We start from the raw sequence: 23,962 nt of genomic DNA on the forward strand, positions 1-23,962 counted from the left end.
GTAAATAACCTTTCTAATACTTGTAAAGACTATTTTACAAAACATAACCGCTGATATAAAGTTTATTGTAAAACATCGTAGCCGGTGAGGCTATTGCCCACTGGCGTGGGAGGCACTTAGCCTAAAGCAAAAAAATACAGCCTTTAAAATACTGTATTTTTTTGTTGCTTACTGCTAAAAGCCAGCAGCTAAAAGCTAGCAGCTAAATTGCTATCTTTGCAAGAAAATTATATAAAATGACTTTTGGTATAGACGCCGTAAGCTACTATGCGCCCTCACTTTATTTGAAGATAAGTGAATTGGCTGTGCGCAGAGGCATTGAACCTGCAAAATTGGAAAAAGGATTAGGGCTACAGAAAATGGCATTGCCAGACTTGTACGAAGATTCGGCAACATTTGCCGCTGAGGCATTGCTCAGGCTTGTGAGAGATTATAGCATTCATCCGAAAGATATCAGCAGAATTTATTTAGGAACAGAATCCGCTATAGATGCAGCAAAACCCACTGCCAGCTATGCTGTGGAAATGGTAGAAAAAGCCCTTGAGCCCGAGTTTGGTGAGAGGGTTTTTAGAAATTGTGATGTAACGGACCTCACTTTTGCCTGCATAGGTGGGGTAGATGCACTCCACAGCTGCCTTGATTTTGTGAGGGCAAACCCTGATAAAAAAGCAGTGGTTATAGCTTCAGACTATGCCAAATATGCACTGGAGTCTTCTGGTGAATATACACAAGGAGGCGGTGCAGTGGCGCTCCTCATCAGTGCAAACCCAAGGCTTGTAGAGATCAACCCAACCTTTGGAGTGGCTATGGAGAGCGTTTTTGATTTCTTCAAACCACGAAGACAGGAGGACAAGAAAAACCTGAGTACAGCAACAGATAAAATGCCCGAAAAGATAGAGCTCTTCACTGATGAACCCGTATTTGATGGGCAGTATTCCAACCAATGCTATCAAGACAGAATCCGCGAGGCTTATGAACATTACAAAAGCCAAACAGGAGCAGTAAAGCCTTATGAACAATGGAGATTCCTTATCTTCCATCTGCCGTATGCTTTCCACGGGAAGAGGATTTTTACTGAGATTTACAGCTTGGAGAACAGTCTGCCATACGCTACCGCCGAGGAGCAGAAAGCCGTAGCCAAATCGGAGGGGTATATTGAGCTGATCAATCAAAAAATAGAGTCTTCGCAGAGGGCGTCTTCCGAAATTGGGAATATGTACACGGCATCGGTGTTTATGGCGCTTATTTCGGCATTGCAAGTCAGCTATGATGAGGGCGAAGAGCTTGGCGGTGAGGAAATAGGCTTCCTCTCCTACGGAAGCGGTTCCAAATCTAAAGTATTCTCAGGGAAAATAGCAGAAAAATGGAAAGATGTAGCCAGTAAATGGAATTTATTTGAGACATTAGCGGGCAGAAAAGCTATTAGTTTTGAAACTTATGAAAAACTTCACCTCAAGCAGCTGAAAGAACCCATTAATCCGAACTATAAAGGCTTTGGACTGCTAGCAATAGAAAAAGAAAATCCTGTGAAAATAGGTGCCAGATACTACGATTTTAAATAATTTTTTAAACGCTTTGAAATGAATATTAAAGAGAGATTACAACCTTATATACAAGAGGCTTTAGCTGAAATCTACCAGATAAAAGGTATAGAAACTGAGCTCCAAAAGACGAAACCCGACTTTGAAGGAGACTTTACCCTCGTAACCTTCCCCCTTGTGAAGGCTTTGAAGAAAAATCCTGACCTTATTGCAACTGAAATCGGTGATAGGCTGGTGGAGACCGTAGGTTTTATAGAAAGCTACAATATTGTAAAGGGCTTCCTTAACCTTAAGCTGAAAGATACAGCCTTTACTCAGTGCTTGAGCAGTATAAAGGAGGGGCTGGAATGCATTAGCCCAAAAAATGAAACCGTTATGGTAGAATATTCCTCCCCAAATACGAATAAACCCCTACACTTGGGGCATATTCGTAATAATTTGCTGGGCTTTTCTGTGGCAAATATCTTAAAAGAAGATGGGTATAAGGTGGTAAAGACACAAATTATCAATGATAGAGGGATACACATCTGTAAATCTATGCTCGCGTGGGAAAAACTCGGCAATGGTGCAACGCCAGAGAGCACTTCTACCAAAGGAGATAAGTTTGTGGGAAATTATTATGTGGAATTTGATAAACTCTACAAAAAAGAAGTGCAACAACTGATGAATGAGCAAGGCTTGGATGAAGAATCTGCAAAGAAACAAGCCCCAAGTATCATTGAAGCTCAAAATATGCTCCTACAATGGGAAAAATCTGATGAAACCGTGAGAAACCTTTGGTCAATGATGAATGCCTGGGTGTATGATGGGTTTAATCAGACTTATAAGCGATTGGGAGTGGATTTTGACCAAGTGCAATATGAGAGCAATACCTACCTGCTCGGTAAAGACCTTATACAAGAGGGATTAAGCAGGGGAATATTCTACCAGAAAGAAGATGGCTCGGTATGGATAGACCTTACCGATGAGGGGCTCGACCAAAAACTGCTCCTCCGCTCCGATGGTACCTCCGTTTATATGACTCAGGACTTGGGAACGGCAGTAGAACGCTTTAAACAGAACGATATCCAAAGGCTTATCTATACTGTGGGGAATGAACAGGATTATCATTTCCAAGTACTCTTTAAAATCTTGAAGAAATTAGGATATCAGTGGGCAGAGCACCTCTATCATCTGTCGTATGGAATGGTAGAGCTCCCAGATGGAAAGATGAAATCCAGAGAAGGAACGGTAGTAGATGCAGACGACCTAATGCAGGAAATGTATGAAACCGCAAAAGAAAAAGCCCAAGAGCTCGGTAAACTGGAAGAGCTCACCGATGAAGAGAAAGAAAAATCTTATGAGACCGTAGGCTTGGGAGCGCTCAAATACTTCATATTGAAAGTAGATCCTAAAAAGAAAATGCTCTTTAACCCTAAGGATAGTATAGACTTCAATGGAAATACAGGACCCTTCATTCAATACACTTATGCGAGGATTCAATCCCTGCTCGCGAAGGCAGGTAGCCGTTCTTCATCAATAAACGATAGCCTTGTACTGAATGAATACGAAAAAGATTTAATCAGCCTGCTCTCAGACTACCGAGAAGTGGTGTCTAAGGCAGCAAATACGCTAAGCCCTGCGCATATTGCCAATTATGTCTATGAAGTAGTGAAGACTTATAATGCTTTCTACCAAAATAATCCTGTCCTCAATAATGAAAACCAAGACCTGAAAGAGCTTCGTATCTATCTTTCTGAACTTACAGCAGAGGTGATTAAGAAATGCCTCTCCCTTCTCGGTATTGGTGTGGTGAATAGAATGTAAGATGGATTTTTACGACTTATTTATTAGACCTTATGAGGAATATGAGGCTTCTCAAATAGCACTGGAAGCTATTGCAGCGGTCTTTGGATTGCTCAGTGTGTTCTTTTCTATAAAAAAGAATATATTGGTCTATCCTACGGGGATTATTTCTACCGTAATTTATGTTTATATACTCTTTATCTTCGGACTTTTTGGTGATTTGATGATTAATTTCTACTACACCGTGATGAGTATCTACGGCTGGGTTCTCTGGTCTAAAAGTTCAGAAGATAATATCCATATAGAAGTAACCAATACCACTAAAAAAGAGTGGGTATATAGCCTTTTGCTCTTTATATTGAGCATTGTGCTGGTGAGTATTGTTTATTATTATAAACCTTTTATTAATAATAAATTTTCTATGGAGGGGATTAGCCTTGATTTCTCTCATTTGGATTGGGCAAATAAACTGGATATTGTAACTACCGCCATATTTTTGGTCGGGATGTGGCTGATGGCAAAACGAAGAATAGAAAACTGGATATTCTGGATTTTAGGAGACTTCATTTCCGTGCCAATGTACCTCTATAAAGGGCTTGGGATTACTTCGGTGCAGTATTTGATATTTACGGTGCTCGCCATACTGGGCTATCTCAGCTGGCGGAAGACTAAAAGAGCTTTAGTTTAATCAATATTAAAAAATAAAGACAATGAAAAAGTTAATAAAAATTTCTCTGGGTGTGGCTGTTGCTATGAGTCTTAGTTCTTGCGTTATCTATCCAGATAATTATTCAGGAAACGAGCAGTATTATGAGCCTTTCTATCAAAATGGATACTACTATGCTCCGCAGGTGTACTATGGGCAGGGTGGTTACTATGGAAATGATGGATACTATTACAGGAATGATTTTAATTACTATTACGACAATGGTATCCCTTACTACTATGGAACCAACAGGCAGAAAATCTACATTCAGAGGAATTATAATAATTATTACGAAAATAGAGGAGGTAGTGGTGGTTTCCGAAATCAAGGTCATCAAAACAATAATGGCTATAACAGAAGCAACAATACCAACCAAAGCCCGGGCATACAGATGAACACCCACAGCAATCAGAATCAGAGAAGGCAGAGCTCGGATAACAATTCCTACCGAAGTGGTGGAGTAGAGGTGAGAAACAGCTCTTCCAGAAACTCGGGAGTTCAGCAAAATTCTTCTTCTGAAAATACACAGAGAAGTATGAGGAGATAATAAACTCCTCTTTTTATTTGGATTAGAAACGATAATCAGTCTATGAAATTTTATAAGTATCAGGGAACAGGAAATGATTTTGTGATGATAGACAACCGCAATCAGACCTTCCCAAAAGAGCAGAAATATATAGAAAGGCTTTGCAACAGGCGTTTTGGAATAGGTGCCGATGGTCTCATTCTACTTGAAGAAGACCATACTGCGGATTTCCGAATGCTGTATTATAATTCCGATGGAAACGAAAGCACGATGTGCGGAAATGGTGGGCGTTGTATCGTAGCCTTTGCTCATTTCCTCAACATATTTGAGCATAAAACAACTTTTAATGCCATAGATGGGCTACACGAAGCGGAGATAAACAACGGGCTCATAAAGCTGAAGATGATAGATGTACAGGAGATAAAAACTGATGGAGAGGCTTTCGTTTTAAATACGGGTTCTCCGCATTTTGTGAAATATGTCCAGAATTTGGAGGGTTATAATGTCTTTCAAAATGGTTATAACATCCGAAATTCCAAAACTTACCAGAAGGAGGGTATTAATGTCAATTTTGTGGAGGAATTGGAGGGAAATGCTCGCCTCTTTGTACGCACCTATGAGCGTGGGGTAGAAGATGAAACTTTCAGTTGTGGAACGGGTGCTACGGCAGCAGCACTTACCTACATTCAACAGCATAAAGTAGCAGCGATAGAGGTAAAAGTCTTGGGCGGAAACCTTAAAGTCTATGCCGAGCAGTACGGAAGTTCCTTCCAAAATATCTGGTTAGAAGGTCCCGCTCAGCAGGTTTTTTGTGGAGAGATTAATGAGTAATTTTTAACTTCAATGAAAAAAATATTTTTCTTCATCATCCTTATCATTGGGGGAGTAGGTAGCTATTTAGGATTTAATTTTTACAGGAAATACTATGCTTCCAATGTCAAAAAAGAGGGCATTATCCACATTCATCATAATGCCAGCTTCCAGCAGATACTAGACTCCCTATCGCCTTATGTGGCTAATGAGCACAGTTTTGAGGAAGTTGCTAGAAACAAACACCTGCCTAAAGCATTCAAAGCTGGGCGCTATCAGATAAAGCAAGGTACAAATAATACCGACCTTGTGAATATGATAAAGGCAGGGAACCAAGTACCAAACACCTTCCGAATAGGCGACTTTTATGATGTTTATCAGATGGTCGGCAGGGTCGTGAGGAAGACTGAGGCAGACTCCCTTTCATTCATCAAGGGATTGAATGAAATTGCCCAAGATAAAGGCTATACCGATGCCGAAGACCTAAAAAAATACTTCTTTATCGATACCTATCAATTCTTTTGGACGGTAAGCCCAAAGGACTTCTTTACAAAATTTGAAAACCAATATAACGACTTTTGGAATGCCGAAAGAAAGGCTCTGGAAGAGCAGTCTGGGCTTAGCAGAGAGCAGATTTACGCCCTTGCTTCCATCGTTTATAAGGAATCTGGGGGTAAGACCGATGAGCAGAAAACCATCGCAGGGCTTTACTTAAACCGATACAAAAAGGGGATGAAGCTCCAAAGCGACCCCACCGTAATCTACGCCATAAATAAAGAGACGAACTTCACAACCAAAATCCGCCGAGTGCTGTATAAGGATCTGAAAACCCCTTCGCCATACAATACCTATATGAATGCAGGAATCCCTCCTGGTCCTATTTGTATCGTAGATAAAAGCTCGGTAGATGCCGTTCTAAATGCAGAGCACAACCACTTTATTTATATGTGTGCCGACCTGAAGCGCCCCGGCTTCCATCGTTTTACAGACAATGATGCCGAGCACGCAAAAAACGCCAGAGAATACCAGCAATGGCTCAGCCAAAGGAATATTAAAAACTAAAATCCAGATAAAATCTGGATTTTTTTATATTTACTGACTAATAGTTAAATTATTAAGGTTGGAAATATTAGAAAACTTACTTTCTTATTTTCAGTATTTCAAACGATTTAGGATAGTTTTTTTGTAATTGCTGTACTTCCTGTGAATCTATTCCATCCACTCCTAGATTAAAATAGTTTTGAACAGTTTTGATTTCTGTTTTATTTAATTTTTGAAGTTCTTTAGAAAGTTGAGTATCTCCTATTTTTTCTAATAATTGAAGTAGTATATATCCGTGATCATATGCTGCTGCATCATATATGTAATCTATTTTTAGAAATTTACTTAAACTTATGGAATCTCCATCTATAGACTTGTTTAATAGCAGTATATAAATCCTATTATTTTTTATACCTAATGCGATTTCTATATTATTAGAGATAGGAATTTGGGAGTTATAAATAGGAGTAGAGCAAGCCGATACTGACAATAAAAATTACAATCGTAATAAATATCGTATTCCTTACTTTTTCCATACTTTTCCTTTCCATAGTAATTTGTTTTTTCCTTTAATATAAATAAAATCTTGGTAGTAAGGTTCAAATTCAAAAAAGCATCGGTCAAAATGAAGTAAATTAATCGTTAGAAAGTTATACTTTTCAGTGTTTATATATTCATCAAAAATATTAAATAATATTCTACTTTTATAAACTTCTGTTCCTGATATATCAGCATTTAATTCAAAGTTGATATGGTTTATGGGTGTTTCTCTATTCCATAGATATTTTGATTTGGGCAGAGCAATATATGTTTTGTCTGTTAAGATAGTTTTATTATAATTGAATGCAAATCTTAATTTTAAAGGGAGAGAATGAGCAGAATGATGGACCTGTATATACAAACTATCTTGTGAGTATTTATTTTCCTTTTTTATTTGATAATCAAAGCCCTTTTGTTTTGTATAATAATTTTCACTGGTGATTTCCATTACATTATCTGAAACAGCAGACCACTTCCCTTTTGAGGCATAACTACATTGTTCTATTACGGGTGAAAAAGAGATTTTTACTTTATTTAGAGTATAATTTCCATTTTTATGGATTTCTATGTTTGAATAATTATGCTCGGATAAAGCCTGATATAATTTATTGTCTTGAAGAATATAAGTTCCTGCCCAATTATTTTCTCTCTTTATGGATGTACAGTTGATAGATAATAGTAACAAGAGTATTATTACCAATGATTTTCTCATTAGTTTTTGATTTTAATAGATTAGTACAATATTTTTCATTAAAATACTATTTCTTCACATCTTCCAGGCTAGGGACTTTGCTAAATACAGCTTTTACGAATGGGCATAGGGGGATAATCTTTATTCCTTGCTCTCGGGCAAATTTTACTGCTTCGGCTACGAGGAGCTTCCCCAGTCCGCGCCCTCCAAAAGCCTCTTCTATCCTTGTATGGTCAATGAGGAGGGTTTTGCTGTCAGCCCACTTATAAGTCATCTCCCCAGCAAAGATTTCTCCATCGTAGATAATGAATCTTCCAGTGGTGCCATCATCCTCTCTTTCAAACTTTATTGTATCCATTGAATGATTTTTAATTCCTACAAAAGTAGGATAAATTTTCATCCTCAAAAATTTGCGTTTTGCTCAGTCTATACAGAAATTGGGCGAGAGGAAACGATTTTTTTCTGAACTTTTTTTGCCCTAATTTTACCCGAAATTTAGTTTTGCAAGATGTATTTAGTTTTTGATACCGAAACTACAGGCTTACCCCAAAATTTTGATGCACCGATTTCCGATTCTTCCAACTGGCCGAGAATGGTGCAGCTCGCTTGGCAAATCCACGATGAAAACGGCAAACTTATAGACAACCAAGACTTCATTATCAAGCCCGAAGGCTACGATATACCGTTTAATGTCTCGCAAATACACGGGATTACGACCAGTATTGCCAATGAAATTGGTGATGACTTGGAGACCGTCCTCAAGCACTTTGCTGAGGCGGTTGAGAAGTGTAAATTCGGTGTGGGGCAGAACATTGATTTTGATTATAAGATTGTAGGAGCAGAATTTTACCGAAAAGGAATTGCTGATAAGTTGCAAGCCCTCCCAAAAGCCGATACTATGTGGCTTGGTACGCAGTTTACCGCGATTCCTCAAGGGAATACAGGCAGGCTCAAGCCCCCAAAACTCGAGGAACTCTATGAGAAGCTCTATGGTTTTAAGTTTGATGAAGCCCACAATGCCGCAGCCGATGTAAATGCTACGGCACAAGTATTCTTTGAGATGCTTAGGCGGGGGATTATCAGTGCGGCTGATCTCGGTGTGGAGGAGAGTGTTATTTCACATTTCCAAAGTCTGCATACCGAACCCATAAAGCCTTTCCCTATCGTTATTCGAAGCCAGATAGCAGAATTTAACAAGAGAAAACAGGGTGCTTCCCAAACCGCACAGGAGATGGATTTGGGGAGTTATTTCAATTTTCATAATCACAGTATTTTTTCCTCCCTCCAGGCCTCTACCCACCATTCCGATATGGTAAATAAAGCCTTGAAGAATGATTTTCCTGCTGTGGGGATGGTAGATTTTGGCAATTTGATGGGTGCCTTTAAGTTCGTTAATGAAGTCGAGAAAGCCAATGGAGACTTAAAGAAAAAGCATCAGGAATTCATAGATAATCATCCAGATGAAACCCCTCCACCGCTAAAACAGCTCATTCCCATTATCGGATGTGAGTTTTATATCTCAGACAGACCAGAACAAAAGCAGTTTACCAAAGATGACCCCGACCGCAGGACGAATATAGTCCTCCTTGCCAAGAATTTCCGAGGGTATAAGAATATTGCAAAACTCTCCAGCCTTGGGTTTGTTAATGGTTTTTACTTCGGTGTACCTCGGGTTTCAAAAGAATGGATTCTTCAGCATAAGGAAGATGTAATTGCCCTTTCTTCAGGGCTTAATGGCGATATACCCAATGCTGTTTTAGAATATGGAGAGACCAAAGGCGAGCAAGTATTCAAATGGTGGAAGGATGCTTTTGGAGAGGACTTCTATGTACAGATCCAAAACCACGGCTTGGCCGAAGAAGAGTATCTGAATGATATCCTCCTCCGCTGGGCAGAGAAATATGATGTGAAAGTTCTGGCTCAGAATGAGACTTATTATACCTCCAAAGAGGATGCACACATACAGGAAATTTTATTTTGTATAAAAGACGGTGAAAAGCTCTCCACTCCTGTTGGTAGAGGCTTTGGTAAGAGGAAAGGCTTACCCTCAAAAGACTACGATATGAAAGACCGTGAGGAGATAAAGCGGGCGTTTAGCCATTATCCCACCGCTTTTAAGGCGTATGAGGACTTTCTCAAAAAGTTTGAGCCTTATGCCTTGAAGAGAGAGGTTCTCCTCCCCAAGTTTGAGATTCCTGAGCAGTTTCAGTCCGAAGAAGATGAAAAAGACGGAGGCAAGCGAGGAGAAAATGCTTTCCTAAGACATCTTACCTACGAAGGAGCCAAGAGAAGATATGAGGAAATCACCGATGAGATTCGAGAGAGGTTAGACTTTGAGCTGGAAATCATTGCCAATACAGGCTATCCTGGGTACTTCCTCATTGTGCAGGACTTTTGTAATGAAGCCCGCAATATGGGCGTATGGGTAGGTCCTGGGCGAGGTTCGGCAGCAGGCTCGGCAGTGGCATACTGTATAGGAATTACGAATGTAGATCCTATTAAATACGACCTCCTCTTTGAGCGTTTTCTCAATCCTGAGAGAATCTCAATGCCCGATATAGATATAGACTTTGATGATGAAGGGAGAGACAAGATTATTAAATGGGTAGTAGAAAAGTATGGCAAGATGAATGTGGCACAGATTATTACCTATTCTGTTCTCGGTGGTAAGTCGGCAATTACCGATGCTGGTCGTGTTCTTGAATATTCCATTCCAGATACGAAAGGCATTGCGAAACTCGTGCCTCCAGCACCAGGGATGAATATCGCTAAGGCATTCAAAAAATATGAAAAGCTCCCTCCAGAAGATAAAATACTGGTAGATGAGATGAAAACCATCTTAGACAATAAGAAAGATGCACGATTCCCAGTGCTCTCTGCTGCTCAGAAGATGGAGGGATGCATTAGAAATACGGGAATACATGCCTGCGGGGTTATCATTACTCCAGAAGATATTTCCAACCTCGTCCCTATTACCACTGCGGCTAAGGATTCCGATGTGCTGGTCTCTCAATTTGATAATTCAGTAGCTGAAGCAGCAGGACTTTTAAAGATGGATTTCCTCGGGCTTAGAACTTTATCCATTATCCGTGATGCGATTAAACTCATTAAAGATAATTATGATATAGATATAAATCCAGATGAGATTTCACTGGAAGATGAGAAGACTTATCAGCTCTTTCAAGAGGGTAGGACAATAGGGATTTTCCAATACGAAAGTGTGGGAATGCAAAAGTATATGCGGGAGCTGAAACCCACCGTATTTGCCGACCTTATTGCGATGAATGCCCTCTACCGACCAGGTCCAATCAAGTATATCCCAAACTTTATCAACAGGAAACACGGCATAGAAGAGATTGTGTATGACCTGCCCGAAACCGAAGAGTATTTAAAGGAAACCTACGGAATTACGGTTTATCAAGAGCAAGTAATGCTACTCTCTCAGAAGCTGGCAAACTTTACAAAAGGTGAAGCCGATACACTCAGAAAGGCAATGGGGAAAAAGCAGATAGATGTCCTCAATAAAATGTATCCCAAGTTTATAGAAGGAGGAAAGAAGAACAATCTGAATGAGGAAAAACTCGAGAAGATTTGGAACGACTGGAAAGCCTTTGCAGAATACGCCTTTAATAAGTCTCACTCCACCTGTTATGCCTATATTGCCTATCAAACAGCCTATCTGAAAGCAAATTATCCTGCGGAATATATGGCAAGTGTGATGACGCATAACCTGAATAACACAAAGCAAATCACAATGTTTATGGAGGACTGCAAAGCGATGGGGGTAGATGTACTCGGGCCAGATGTAAACGAAAGTCAGTATGAGTTTTCCGTAAATGATAAGGGGCAGATTCGCTTTGGTCTGGGAGCAATCAAGGGAATAGGTGAGGGACCGAGCGAAATTATCGTAGAGACCCGCCAGCAAGGTAAGTTTAAAGATATATATGACTTCTTTGAACGCATACCAGCCTCTCAGATTAATAAAAGAGTGGTGGAGAGTTTAGTGGTAGCAGGAGCTTTTGATGAGGTAGATGAATACCACCGTGCGCAGTACTTCCAAGAAGATAATGCGAATAGAACCACCATAGAAAGACTCCTTAAATACGGACAATCCTTCCAAGAAAGCAGAAATGAAATGGAAAACTCCCTCTTTGCAGACTTTGCTGAAGAGGTACAGATAGAGCAACCCAAGATAGCACCTGCTCCAGAATGGCAAAATATGCACAAACTCAATCGTGAGAAGGAGATTATCGGCTTTTACCTTTCATCTCATCCGTTAGATGAGTTTAAATATCAGTATCAATTCATTCAAGGATTGCTAAGTAAAAAGGAAGTGGTAGAAACTAAAAATACAGACGAAGAATTTCTCGACAAAGCTCAGCCAGCATACAATGAAAGCCAGGAAGAAGCAGATGATACCCTCACAGATGAGCTTATAGATATTGAAATGGGCGATGCTGAAGAACCAGTGGAGAATGCGGCCAAAGTAATAGAGGCAAGAGGCAAGTTCAGATTCTTAAATCTCGATGAGTTGGATGCCTATCGCGATAAAAATTTCGGGGCGGAGCAGCTGAAACTCTTTGAAACCGTAGATTATAAGACCAAGCAGGCGATGAATACCGCTGTGCGCGAAAATATGGTCGCAGGACTCGTTACCGAATACCTCATACGAGACGGAAGAAACTCGGGAGAGAAAGTTGCTTTTGTAACACTGGAAGATTATTCGGGGAGCTATTCTTTCCGTTTGGGTGACAGGGATTATCTCCGCCTCAAAGACAAAATAGACCTCCAAAGGTTCCTTATTTTCAAAGTGAAGTACTCAATGTCCAAAGACGGCAGAGTATACCTCAATGTAGTAGATGTAATGGAGCTTAAGGACGCTTTTGAGCGCTTTGCTAACAGCCTTTCCGTTGTAGTAGATATACAAGATTTCAGGCAAGAAGACTTGGAATTCCTCTCCAAAGTGATACAAGAGAATTTCGGTGATAAAAAGCTCAGATTCTACCTCAGAAATAAGGAGAATAACTCCCATCTCGAGCTCAATACCATAAGGCCGAGCATTAAAATAGATGGAGACTTCATCAAGTTCTTTGTTGAAAACAACAAATTCCAGTTTTATCTCAACTAAAATTGTGAAAACCTTAATGCTGCTCTTCAACTCATTCGTAATAACCTCTGGTCTCTTTACCGAGACTGAAAACCGATTAATAAACATCATTAATGATTTCATTAACCCCGCTTAAAACCCTACAAAACGCACAATTTAGGGGCTTACTCGCAGGAAGATTCTTTTTAATCCTCGCTTTTAGGATGCTTGGCACTTTACTTGGCTGGTGGGTCTATCAACTCACAAAAGACCCCTTCGCCATTGGTCTCATCGGCTTATCGGAAGTCATTCCTGCCGTGTCATCAGCTCTTTATGCAGGCTATGTTATTGATATGAACGAGAAAAAAAGGCTTCTCCTCATCTGCAATTACGCTTATGTCCTGTTGGTAGCCGTGCTGGGGCTTCTGGCGTTTAGTGCGGAGGGCTGGGGGCTTAGCAATCACCAGATAACTTATGTCATCTACGGGGTTATTTTCTTTACGGGCATCAGCAGGGCGTTTCTTGGTCCCATTATCCCGTCTATGATTCCAAAAATTGTTACAAAGGACACCTTACCCAACGCCATTACCCTGAACCAATCCACCTTCCTCACTGCATCTGTTGGTGGGCACGCTATCGGAGGGATACTGATCGGGAAAATAGGTGTAGAATGGACGCTGATAGTGATTATGAGCCTTATGCTCATCGCTTCGCTCTTCTTTTGGGGGCTCCAGAAGCAACCATCTGAGAACAATAACCAGAACATTAGGATTATGGAGAGTATAAAAGAGGGTGTGCTTTATATTTATAAGACGAAGGAGATTCTTGGGGCGCTTTTCCTCGATATGTTTGCCGTACTTTTCGGTGGTGCAGTGGCGATGATTCCTGTTTTTGCTACCGATATCCTAAAAGTAGGGGCAGAGGGCTTCGGTCTGCTAAATGCCGCCACCGATATAGGCTCTATGCTCATCATTATCACGCTATCCTTCATCCCACTGCGAAGAAATCAGGGGAAAATTCTCTTGATGGCAGTTGCGGGTTTTGGAATTTGTATTATCGGTTTTGGGTTTTCAAAAATCTATTGGCTATCCTTTATTTTATTGATGATGAGCGGGATGTTAGATGGAATATCCGTCGTTATTCGTGGGACAATCGTCCAACTTAAGACTCCAGACGAGATACGGGGGCGCGTTCTCAGTGTAAATTCTATATTTATAATGTCCAGCAACGAAATGGGGCAGTTTGAAAGTGGCCTTGCTGCAAAACTAATGGGCGTAACCCGCTCGGTAATTTTCGGTGGCAGTATGACCCTCCTTATTGCCCTTCTCGTAGCCCTCAAAAACCTAAAACTCCGCAATATGGAGTATTAAGCCATAGCAAGGCAGTCAGCCATGGCATGACGAGTATTTAAGCTAATCACCTCATTAGCTATAGTATTAGGTCAAAGGAAATAAATAATCACCTCACTGACTACAGTATTTCAAGAAAGGAAAGTATTATATTTGTGTCCTATAATTGGTATGAAAAGAAAACGATTAGCTGTTTTTGCATTGATTTTCCTCGTTGGAGGTTTAGGATGGGCTGGCGCTCAGGTATTGGCATCGGGGCGGGGAATGCAGAATTTCCAGCAGGAGAGAGAGGAGACGGTTTTGTACTTTAGCCCAGAGGTGTTCCCCGATGTGGAGGAGATTAAGGAGCCTACGAATCTGGCTTTTTTCTCTGCATTGACGGATAAGGTAGCCTCTTTGAAAGGCAGGAAAGTTCTCCGTGTGGATGCAATGATGAGTTTTGAGGAAATTTCTCCCGAAATCATCAGAGAATATTGCAAAAATAACGGTGCAAGCTATGCAGTACTGCCTCGTGTTAAGTATTTTAAGGTCGGTTTTGGAAAGTATGTGTTCTCTAACCAAGTGGTGGTGAGTATGAAGCTCTATGATGCAGAGGGAAGTCTTATAACAGAGACGGAATACAATACTTACAGGAAGAATATGAGGCTATTAGGCTCGGCGGAGAATTCTGTACAGGTGGGGACGAAAGGTGCGATAAACGACCTTGCGAAAAAGCTGAGAAAAGCCCTTAGAAAAGCGAAATAATACGAGATGAAACAGCGAAAAAAGAGAGAATATCAGTCCTCCGAGCTGGTAAAAGCCTTTGCAAAGATTTATGGCTTTGAAAATAAGCTCTTAGCCCTTGAGGTAAAGAGTTTTCTCGCGGAATATATGGGGACAGAGAGCTTCAAAGAGATTGAAAAAGTGGATTTGAAGCAGAAAAAACTCATTATTATCGTAAAATCTCCGATACTTAGAAATGATTTACAATTCAAACGCTCATTCCTCCTAAAAAAAATCAAAGAAAACTTCGGGGAAGACACATTTGAGACAGTAGAAATCATCTAAGAAGCCGTATGTGTAGGCTTATTGGTGATTGGTATCCATTATTTCTTGGAGACGGTTTGGTCTAGCATCTCTTTGGCGCTTGAATCTAAGTTGGATTTCAGTGGAATGAAGAACCTTAGTGGATTTTCCATAAAATACCTGAAAGTAACTTTGGAAATACGAATAAACTCCGAGAAATAGACCTTTCGAGAGCGTAATGCAAGGACGATTGAGAGCCCAAAACTCACAATAAAGTTGAAAAATCCAATGATAAAGACGGTGATAAAGGCTATCCAGAAGGTGGAAGCAACGACATCAAAGCCCTTACCGTAGAGCCCCAGCGCAAGGTTTCCAGATGAGAAAGTGATGTGACGAATGTCTATATCAATTCCCAAAAATTTCCCGATAGGTCCCGTAACTCCAAGGCATACCCCAAACCAAAAGTTGGAAGTAATCCCTGCCCAGTTTTTAGCATAGAAATTTGAGAGACCGTTTGCGAATTTATTCCCGAATATTCGGTTAATCATCGGGTTTTTAGCAATTCGCTCTGGCATTTGGTAAAACACGGAGTTATTGGAAGCATTCCCAGCGATAATCCCCGAAATAAAGAGGAAGAAACCCGCCAGTGAAGCGTGTAATATTGCCTTAGACTCGAAAGGATTGAGCTCTTTTAGAAATTTATCGGCTTTATCTACGGCAAAATTCTGATTGAAAAGTACATCTAAGCCATAAATAAGAACTAAAGCCACAGGAAACGACCACAATACATTTCCTATAAAGGCGATAAACTGCGTTCGGAAAAGTTTGGAGACAACGGAAGCGAAAGCAAGGTAATTTTTCTCAGAATTTTCACCTAATGAGAGGGCTTTTGCCATAGTTGCGGCCGTCATCGCAGGCTGTTTGGTAGCGAGGGTATAATGCATCAAGTAAATCATAATGAACCCCATAGCATAATTGAACGAATAGAGTATCGCGTGCATAAACTCACTGCCAGGGCTGTAAGAATACATCATTTTTAGAACGCAAAGGGCACCAACAATCACTCCACCACCGCTCGCTTTCCAAAACATATTGACATAAGCCTTTTTTCCTGAAGCGATATAGTGAGAACCTGTTTCTGCCGTATGATTTGTGATGAGATGGGAGAGGAGGCGGGTGCTGTCATCAGCAAGTTCCTTCACATTATTCTTGTGAGACTTGTATTCTAAGATGTTTAAGAAGAGCTTTTGAGAATTATGGAGTATATCTTTTTCTTCATCGATGACGAGGAGCATTAGTACCTCTTTCATTCGGTTAAGCTGCTGCCTGATCTTTAATAAAGACTGGTTGGTACGCCCAGAGATACCATAGGCTGAGGAGTTTTTGAAGGCGGTATCTACGAATTCCTCACATTGTTTCCAATAAATCTTTAGTTGCTTTGTCAGTTCATCTTTAGAATGCAATTGGAAGTTTTGATTTTGCTTAAACTCAGAGATAAGAGTGTCAAGCTCATTTTGAAGAGCCAAAAAAGGATTGCCAAGATTCTGATATTCTGGAACCATACGGAGTACTTCCATATCCATAGCGTTTCCTATTACTCGCCAAGCTAATACATTAGCAGAATAGAGCAAACTTCTCCTTACGGAAGGTTTTGTAATGTAGTCAGATATCCCGAGTAGCTCAAAAAATTTGTCCAATTCCTCTTGCGGAATCTGTTTGAAGTATTTTAAATCTACCGATGGAATTACGGAGACATTATCAACAATGTAACCAATAGAGTTTTCATTGGAGATAGGGGGGAGAACAGCGTTGAGTACCCTTTTTTTAAGTTCGGGAAAGAAAGAATTTTCGGTTAAGATATTAGATTCGGTTAATGATAAATTAAATGTTTTCCCATTAAAGAGATTTTGAATATAATACCCGAAATTATTAGCAATCTCTGGGTGATGAATGAGAAAATTCAATATGATGGAAAACTTTTCTTTCCTGAAACTCTTCATTATCTGTATCAGTGGCTCCACCGAAGTAGTCTCATTCTTAAAAGTAAAGTATCTCTCTAAAATATGATTATAACGCTCTCTATTAATCTTTAAAACTGACATACAAGGGCAAATATAGAGAAAACTATAAAAATTGAAAGAGAACCTCCTTTTTATAGGTAAGAATTGAAAGAAAGGAGATGATTAATGAATTTATTTTAGTGGATATTTTTTTGTTATTTGTAATCAGTGATATATGTTGTGGGTTTGTTAGGATTTCATTGGTGATTTTTATTTTGGCATTAAAATTGAATTTAAAGAAAGCAACACAAATGATGAGAAAATTATAAAACACTCATTATTGAAAAAAAATAAAACACAAATGATGAAAATACGCAAATAATTAAGCACAAGTAATGAAAAAAGTTATTGCGTATTAAGAGGATAGAGAAATCTAACCTCTTTTTTTATTTATTGTCTTAAGGATTTACTTTGCTTAAAACTTGCAATCAGATAATATGCAACAAATACAGTAGAAAATCTAATAATAGAAGGGATTACAAGTATAGAATTAAAAAATAAGCGCCCAATAATTAATAGAATAATAATCCCTATAAATGAAATACTCATTTTCTTGTGAAGTTTCCATTTTGGCTGATCTACAAAATAAGCTAATCCCCAACCCAGCCCAAAGGCCATACCATAAAATAGATTGAGTTGCCAACCAACTCCTGCATTTAAGATAAAATAATTAATAATAAAACTAATAGTCGTTCCAATAACGAAATAAAGTACAGATTTTCTCATAAAAAAGCCTCCTGATTATGGACAAGAGGCGACCCAAATGTTTTCACAACGGAATAATCCTTATTGTGAATTCCTTTCAATTTGATTGGGACAAATGTAGAAAAATTATTATTAGTAAGCAAAATTATTATTAACTTTACACAAATTTTTAAACTCATAACTATGAAAAGAATTTTAGGTCTCGATTTGGGGACGACATCAATAGGATTTGCTTATGTAGTAGAAGGAGAAACTCCAGAAAAATCCCTAATAAAGGAAATAGGTGTTCGGGTAAATCCTCTAACAACGGATGAATTATCCAACTTTGAAAAAGGGAAATCAATCTCTGTAAATGCAGATAGAACCAGTAAGCGCTCCGCAAGGAGAAATTTACAGAGATTTAAACTCAGAAGAGAAGTCTTAATAAAGATTTTAAAAGAAAATAAAATTATAACTGAAAATACTGTTTTAGCAGAAGAAGGGAAGGGTACAACTTTTCAAACTTTAAAGCTAAGAGCCCAAGCGGCTAAACAAAAGGTTAGTTTATCAGAATTAGCAAGACTATTTCTTATCATTAATAAAAAAAGAGGCTATAAAAGCAGCAGAAAAGCAAAAAATGAAGAAGAAGGTCAGCTGATAGATGGTATGTCTATAGCAAGAAAACTTTATGAACAGAACTTAACGCCTGGGCAATTTGTTTATGAACTAATAAATAAAGGAAATAAAAGCATACCTGATTTTTATCGTTCGGATTTACAAAATGAGTTCGATAGAGTTTGGGATTTTCAAAAGCAATTTTATGCAGATATTTTAACCGATGAGTTTTATATAGAATTAAAAGGAAAGGGTCAGAAAGCAACAAGTGCTGCATTTCTTTCAAAATATAAAATCTATACAGCTGAAAATAAAGGCAGCAGAGAAGAAAAAAAATTACAAGCCTACCTGTGGCGTGCTAAAGCCATATCTGAAAAGTTAAGCAAAGAAGAATTAGCGTATGTCATTACTGAAATAAACAATAATCTCAATAATTCAAGTGGTTATTTGGGAGCAATTTCTGATCGTAGCAAAGAGCTTTATTTCAATAAACAAACCGTAGGTGAATATTTGTGGGAGCAGATACAAAAGAACCCTCATACTTCATTAAAAAATCAGGTGTTTTACCGTCAGGATTACTTAGATGAGTTTGAAAAAATATGGTCTACCCAAGCTCAATTTTATCCAGATATCTTGACGAATAATCTGAAAAAGGAAATTAGAGATACAGTGATATTCTATCAAAGAAAACTGAAATCTCAGAAAGGTTTAATCAGCTTCTGTGAGTTTGAAAGTAAAGAAATAGAAATTGTAAAAGAAGATGGGAAATTAGTTAAAAAACTTATAGGTTCTCGAGTAGCACCGAGGTCATCACCACTGTTTCAGGAGTTTAAAATCTGGCAAAATCTACATAATGTTACTGTAAGGAAAAAAGATAGCAGGAAAAGAAAAGCTCTTGAAACCGCACAGGAATTGTTTGTAGATGAAGATAAAGAGATTTTTATATTAAGTCTTGAGCAAAAACAATTGTTGTTTGATGAATTAAATTTGAAAGGAAATCTCTCATCGTCTAAAATCTTAGAATTATTAGGGCTTAGCTCGAAGGAATGGGAACTTAATTATAAGCAGATTGAAGGGAATAAAACGAATAGACAGCTCTATGATGCTTATTTAAAAATTATAGATTTATCTGGTCATAGTATTTCAGACTATGTAAAAGTGAAATCAACAAAGAGTGATATACAATTAGATGATTTAAATATCCCATCATTAGAGATAAAAAATATTGTAAAACAGATTTTTGAAACGATAAATATCAGTACCGATATTCTTGAGTTTAATGCTGAGCTAAAACAAAAAGAATTTGAAAAGCAAGCGTCTTATCAACTTTGGCATTTATTGTATTCCTATGAAGGTGATAATTCTAAAAGCGGAAATGAAAAATTATATAAGCTATTAGAAGATAAATTTGGCTTTAAAGAAGAATATGCCAAGATATTAGCCGACATCATATTTTTAACTGATTATGGAAACCTCTCAACTAAGGCAATACGGAAAATCTATCCTTATATTAAAGAGAATGGATTTAGTGAGGCTTGTAAATTAGCTGGATTTAAGCATTCTAAAGATTCTTTAACCAAGGAGGAAAATCAGCAACGAGTATTGAAACAAAGGCTAGAACCTGTTAAGAAGAACAGTTTGCGCCAGCCTGTAGTAGAAAAAATTCTTAATCAGATGGTAAATGTGGTTAATAGCCTAATTGATAAATACAGAAAAGAAGATGAAAACTTTGCATTTGATGAGATAAGAATAGAGCTCGCTCGTGAATTGAAGAAAAATGCTAAGGAGCGTGCAGAATTAGATACACAAGTGAGAGATGGAAAAGCCAGAAATGAAAAAATAATAGCTATTTTAAAGTCGTCAGAGTTTGGCATTCCTAATCCTACTAAAAATGATATTACTCGTTATCGCCTTTATGAAGAATTAAAGGATAATGGGTATAAAGATTTATATACTAATAGATATATTTCAAGGAGTGATTTATTCACTAATAAAATAGATATTGAGCATATTATCCCAAAATCCAGATTGTTTGATGATAGTTTTTCTAATAAAACAATCACTTTCAGAGATGTTAATTTAAAGAAAGGGGATCGTACGGCTTATGATTTTATAGAAAGTAATTATAACAGTGAATTAGAAAATTATCTTTCTCGAGTAGAAGATCTTTATCAAAAAAATATCATCTCTAAGGCTAAATATCAAAAACTATTAAAAAAAGAATCGGAAATAGGAGATGGATTTATAGAGAGAGACCTTAGGGAAACTCAGTATATTGCTAAGAAAGCAAAAGAAATGCTCTTACAAATTACCAAAAGTATAGTCTCTACATCAGGAAGTATTACAGACAGATTGAGAGAAGATTGGGACTTGGTCAATGTAATGAAAGAACTTAATTTACCCAAATATAGAGCCTTGGGACTAACGGAAATGCAAGAGCGAAAGTTTGGGCAGAAAGTGGAAGTAATTACAGATTGGACAAAACGAAACGACCATCGTCATCACGCAATGGATGCGCTTACTGTTGCTTTTACCAAACATACCCATATCCAGTATCTTAATTACTTAAATGCCCGAAAAGATGAAAATCATAAGGAGCATAATGTTATCATAAATATCCAGAATTTAGAGACTGAGAAAATTAAGGATAAAAATGGAAATGAAAAAAGAGTTTTTAAAGAGCCAATACCCAATTTCCGTCAGGTAGTAAAGGCGTATTTAGAGTCAGTCCTTATTTCTCACAAAGCAAAAAATAAGGTTACTACTAAAAATAAAAACAAAATTTCAGGTAAGAATAATAGGTCTCAAGATACTCTAACGCCAAGAGGACAACTACATAAAGAAACTGTTTATGGAAAGTATCATTACTATGTGAGTAAAGAGGAAAAAGTAGGAGTTAAGTTTGACAATGAAACCATTGAAAAAGTTGCCAATCCATTGTTTAAACAGCTTTTAAAAGCTCGATTAGAAGAAAATAATAATGACCCTAAGAAAGCATTTACAGGTAAAAATTCATTAGAAAAAAATCCAATTTATTTAGATGATTCTAAGCAAAAGGTGATGCCTGAGAAAGTTAAGTTAGTTTGGTTAGAGGTAGACTATTCTATTAGAAAAGATATCAATCCAGATAATTTTAAGACTGAGAAGTTGATAGATAAAATCCTAGATGAAGGAATAAAGAAGATTCTAAAAGAGCGTCTGAAAGAATATGATAACGATCCTAAAAAGGCCTTTTCAGATTTAGATAAAAATCCTATTTGGCTTAATAAAGAAAAAGGAATTGCTATCAAACGAGTTACAATAAGCGGTGTGAAAAATGCAGAGGCTATTCATACTAAAAAAGACCACTTAGGAAATGAAATTCTTGATAAAAAAGGTAATCCCATCCCAGCGGACTTTATCCAAACGGGCAATAATCATCATATAGCTATTTATAGAGATAATAAAGGTGATTTACAAGAAAATGTGGTTTCATTTTTTGAAGCAGTAGCAAGAGCAAAGCAAGGACTTCCTATTATCGATAAAACTTATAATCAGCATTTAGGATGGACATTTCTATTTACAATGAAACAAAATGAAATGTTTGTTTTTCCAAATAAAGAAACAGGCTTTAATCCTAATGAAATAGACTTATTAGACCCTAAAAATAAGAAAATAATTAGTCCTAATTTGTTTAGAGTTCAGAAGCTCTCTACTAAAGATTATTTTTTTAGACATCATTTGGAAACAAATGTGCAGATGGACATCTCTTTAAAAAATATAACTTGGAAACGAGAAAGTTTAATAGGTATTAATAATATTATAAAGGTTAGAATTAATCATCTTGGGGATATTGTTAGCGTAGGAGAGTATTAACATAAATTAAAATATGCTTTACCGTTCCATATATATTGGTAATCCAGCTTACTTAAAGCTGAAAGATAATCAGTTAAAAATCATTTGTCCTGAGTCTAAAATTGAGAAAGGAAGCGTAGCTGTAGAAGATTTAGGATTATTAATGCTTGATCATTGGCAGATTACACTTTCTCATCAGTTAATTCAGAAAATGATGGAGGCTAAAGTTGTGGTTATTAGTTGTGATACGAAGCACTTGCCTCAAGGGATTATGCTTCCAACCAATGGGCATACACAATATTCTGAGAGAGTGAAGCATCAGATAGAAGCCAGCGAACCTCTTAAAAAGCAACTTTGGAAGCAAACCATTGAGTGTAAAATACAGAATCAGATTAAGGTTCTAAATAAGTTGGGAAGATTTTCAGAGCCAATGTATGATTATCTAAAAAATGTTAAATCAGGTGATGTTACAAATATGGAAGGTATTGCTGCTCAGCATTACTGGAAAAATTTAATTAATCCAGACTTTCTTAGGGGGCGGTTTGGTGATTATCCTAATTTGTTCTTTAATTTTGGTTATGGAGTACTTCATAGCATTGTTGCTAGAGCTATTGTAGATACGGGTTTATTATTGGTCTTAGGGATTTTTCATAAAAATAAATATAATCCGTATTGCTTAGCAAGCGATATAATGGAACCCTATCGGCCATTTGTAGATTTACTAGTGATGGATTGGATAATGCAAAACCCAAAGTCTGAGGAATTGGATAAAGAAGCTAAAAATCATTTTTTAAATATAGCATCAAAAGATATTTTAATAGATAGACTTAATCGTCCATTAATAGTTGCGGTAAAGATGACCGTATCATCATTGTACAAGTGCTATACAGGGGAGAAAAGACAAATATCCTATCCTGAAATGTTATGAAAAATGAACGCTTAAATGCATATAGAGTTATGTGGGTAATGGTTTTATATGATTTGCCTACCGATTCCAAGGCAAGTATGAAAGCAGCCAATTTATTTAGAAAACAATTAGTTGATGATGGTTTTTCTCTCTTTCAATTTTCAATGTACATTAGGCATTGTCCAAGCAGGGAAAATGCAGAAGTTCATATCCGCAGGGTAAAAGATATTCTACCTAAATATGGTAAAGTAGCGATAATGTGTATTACGGACAAACAGTTTGAGGGTATTGAAATTTTTTATTCTAGAAAGCAAGAATTGCCTCCTCCTACTTGGCAGCAGCTCGAATTATTTTAAATTTTCAATTCTGATTAAAAATAAAAACCTTTGATTAACAAAGGTTTTTATTTTGAGGCTGTGTGATATCCACAAAAGTAATCAAATTGAAAGCAATTCACAACTGATCGGGTGTCAGGCATGAGGCGGTCGATGCTGTGTGATATCCACAAAAGTAATCAAATTGAAAGCAATTCACAACAGTCCTACAGAATAAGCTTCCAGGTCTACTGCTGTGTGATATCCACAAAAGTAATCAAATTGAAAGCAATTCACAACCACCTGAGCTACCAAGAAGATGCAGGGCTAGCTGTGTGATATCCACAAAAGTAATCAAATTGAAAGCAATTCACAACTGCGTCAAAGATGAGTTTGAGGAGCCCATTGCTGTGTGATATCCACAAAAGTAATCAAATTGAAAGCAATTCACAACCTATTTCCAGTTCT

18 protein-coding genes and 1 CRISPR repeat array (1 of these 19 only partly in view) are annotated in these 23,962 nt (G+C 37.7%); of the genes, 13 read left to right on the forward strand and 5 right to left on the reverse strand.

Annotation, left to right across the window (positions count from 1 at the left end; all coding sequences use genetic code 11):
- The first annotated feature begins 236 nt into the window (after positions 1-236).
- Genes DBX24_RS06875 through mltG form a run of 6 tightly spaced genes read left to right on the forward strand, consistent with a single transcriptional unit; the run spans position 237 to position 6,430 of the window.
- A complete protein-coding gene (locus tag DBX24_RS06875; protein WP_160224383.1) occupies positions 237-1,562 on the forward strand; it encodes a hydroxymethylglutaryl-CoA synthase family protein in 1,326 nt (441 codons plus the stop codon).
- An 18-nt stretch (positions 1,563-1,580) separates the two neighbouring features.
- A complete protein-coding gene (gene argS / locus DBX24_RS06880; RefSeq protein WP_160224384.1) occupies positions 1,581-3,347 on the forward strand; it encodes an arginine--tRNA ligase in 1,767 nt (588 codons plus the stop codon).
- A 1-nt stretch (position 3,348) separates the two neighbouring features.
- The gene (gene pnuC / locus DBX24_RS06885; RefSeq protein WP_120489373.1) at positions 3,349-4,014 is read left to right on the forward strand and encodes a nicotinamide riboside transporter PnuC; all 666 of its coding nucleotides are present in this window, start codon (positions 3,349-3,351) and stop codon (positions 4,012-4,014) included.
- Positions 4,015-4,036: 22 nt separating this feature from the next.
- The gene (locus DBX24_RS06890) at positions 4,037-4,579 is read left to right on the forward strand and encodes a hypothetical protein (RefSeq protein ID WP_120489372.1); all 543 of its coding nucleotides are present in this window, start codon (positions 4,037-4,039) and stop codon (positions 4,577-4,579) included.
- A gap of 42 nt (positions 4,580-4,621) precedes the next feature.
- On the forward strand, positions 4,622-5,389 hold the full coding sequence (dapF, locus tag DBX24_RS06895; RefSeq protein ID WP_120489371.1) for a diaminopimelate epimerase: 768 nt from the start codon (positions 4,622-4,624) through the stop codon (positions 5,387-5,389).
- Positions 5,390-5,401: 12 nt separating this feature from the next.
- The gene (mltG, locus tag DBX24_RS06900) at positions 5,402-6,430 is read left to right on the forward strand and encodes an endolytic transglycosylase MltG (protein WP_160224385.1); all 1,029 of its coding nucleotides are present in this window, start codon (positions 5,402-5,404) and stop codon (positions 6,428-6,430) included.
- A gap of 76 nt (positions 6,431-6,506) precedes the next feature.
- On the opposite strand, the gene DBX24_RS06905 is transcribed toward mltG, so the two are convergent.
- From DBX24_RS06905 to DBX24_RS06915, 3 genes are read right to left on the reverse strand one after another with little or no spacing between them, the layout of a single operon-like run.
- On the reverse strand, positions 6,507-6,899 hold the full coding sequence (locus DBX24_RS06905) for a hypothetical protein (protein ID WP_160224386.1): 393 nt from the start codon (positions 6,897-6,899) through the stop codon (positions 6,507-6,509).
- Between the two features lie 33 nt (positions 6,900-6,932).
- Entirely contained in the window at positions 6,933-7,661 is a 729-nt protein-coding gene (locus DBX24_RS06910) for a hypothetical protein (protein ID WP_120489368.1), read from the reverse strand.
- A 46-nt stretch (positions 7,662-7,707) separates the two neighbouring features.
- The gene (locus DBX24_RS06915; RefSeq protein ID WP_120489727.1) at positions 7,708-7,998 is read right to left on the reverse strand and encodes a GNAT family N-acetyltransferase; all 291 of its coding nucleotides are present in this window, start codon (positions 7,996-7,998) and stop codon (positions 7,708-7,710) included.
- Between the two features lie 150 nt (positions 7,999-8,148).
- Here DBX24_RS06915 and dnaE point away from each other — a divergent pair, with 150 nt between their 5' ends.
- From dnaE to DBX24_RS06935, 4 genes are all read left to right on the forward strand, one after another.
- Complete coding sequence (gene dnaE, locus DBX24_RS06920) at positions 8,149-12,768, forward strand: DNA polymerase III subunit alpha (RefSeq protein WP_160224387.1); 4,620 nt, start codon at positions 8,149-8,151, stop codon at positions 12,766-12,768.
- Positions 12,769-12,860: 92 nt separating this feature from the next.
- Positions 12,861-14,096 carry an MFS transporter gene (locus tag DBX24_RS06925; protein ID WP_160224388.1) on the forward strand — a complete coding sequence of 412 codons (1,236 nt, stop codon included), beginning with the start codon at positions 12,861-12,863 and terminating at the stop codon, positions 14,094-14,096.
- 150 nt (positions 14,097-14,246) lie between these two features.
- The gene (locus DBX24_RS06930) at positions 14,247-14,819 is read left to right on the forward strand and encodes a pyruvate decarboxylase (RefSeq protein WP_160224389.1); all 573 of its coding nucleotides are present in this window, start codon (positions 14,247-14,249) and stop codon (positions 14,817-14,819) included.
- A 6-nt stretch (positions 14,820-14,825) separates the two neighbouring features.
- Positions 14,826-15,122, forward strand: coding sequence for a DciA family protein (locus DBX24_RS06935; protein ID WP_120489364.1), 297 nt, complete (start codon positions 14,826-14,828; stop codon positions 15,120-15,122).
- A 38-nt stretch (positions 15,123-15,160) separates the two neighbouring features.
- On the opposite strand, the gene DBX24_RS06940 is transcribed toward DBX24_RS06935, so the two are convergent.
- The gene (locus DBX24_RS06940; RefSeq protein WP_120489363.1) at positions 15,161-17,182 is read right to left on the reverse strand and encodes a transporter-like protein; all 2,022 of its coding nucleotides are present in this window, start codon (positions 17,180-17,182) and stop codon (positions 15,161-15,163) included.
- A gap of 348 nt (positions 17,183-17,530) precedes the next feature.
- On the reverse strand, positions 17,531-17,866 hold the full coding sequence (locus DBX24_RS06945) for a hypothetical protein (protein WP_120489361.1): 336 nt from the start codon (positions 17,864-17,866) through the stop codon (positions 17,531-17,533).
- Positions 17,867-18,028: 162 nt separating this feature from the next.
- Here DBX24_RS06945 and cas9 point away from each other — a divergent pair, with 162 nt between their 5' ends.
- The 3 genes from cas9 to cas2 are packed head-to-tail and all read left to right on the forward strand — an operon-like array spanning position 18,029 to position 23,536.
- The gene (cas9, locus tag DBX24_RS06950; protein WP_160224390.1) at positions 18,029-22,294 is read left to right on the forward strand and encodes a type II CRISPR RNA-guided endonuclease Cas9; all 4,266 of its coding nucleotides are present in this window, start codon (positions 18,029-18,031) and stop codon (positions 22,292-22,294) included.
- Positions 22,295-22,307: 13 nt separating this feature from the next.
- Entirely contained in the window at positions 22,308-23,201 is an 894-nt protein-coding gene (cas1, locus tag DBX24_RS06955) for a type II CRISPR-associated endonuclease Cas1 (protein WP_160224391.1), read from the forward strand.
- The gene (cas2, locus tag DBX24_RS06960; RefSeq protein WP_120489358.1) at positions 23,198-23,536 is read left to right on the forward strand and encodes a CRISPR-associated endonuclease Cas2; all 339 of its coding nucleotides are present in this window, start codon (positions 23,198-23,200) and stop codon (positions 23,534-23,536) included. Before cas1 ends, cas2 begins: the two co-directional genes overlap by 4 nt.
- 57 nt (positions 23,537-23,593) lie before the next feature.
- Positions 23,594-23,962: a CRISPR direct-repeat array (repeat unit 47 nt; unit sequence GCTGTGTGATATCCACAAAAGTAATCAAATTGAAAGCAATTCACAAC); it runs 1,757 nt beyond the window's last position.

Source organism: Bergeyella cardium (assembly GCF_009914665.1).
In the GTDB taxonomy this organism is placed as follows: domain Bacteria; phylum Bacteroidota; class Bacteroidia; order Flavobacteriales; family Weeksellaceae; genus Bergeyella_A; species Bergeyella_A cardium.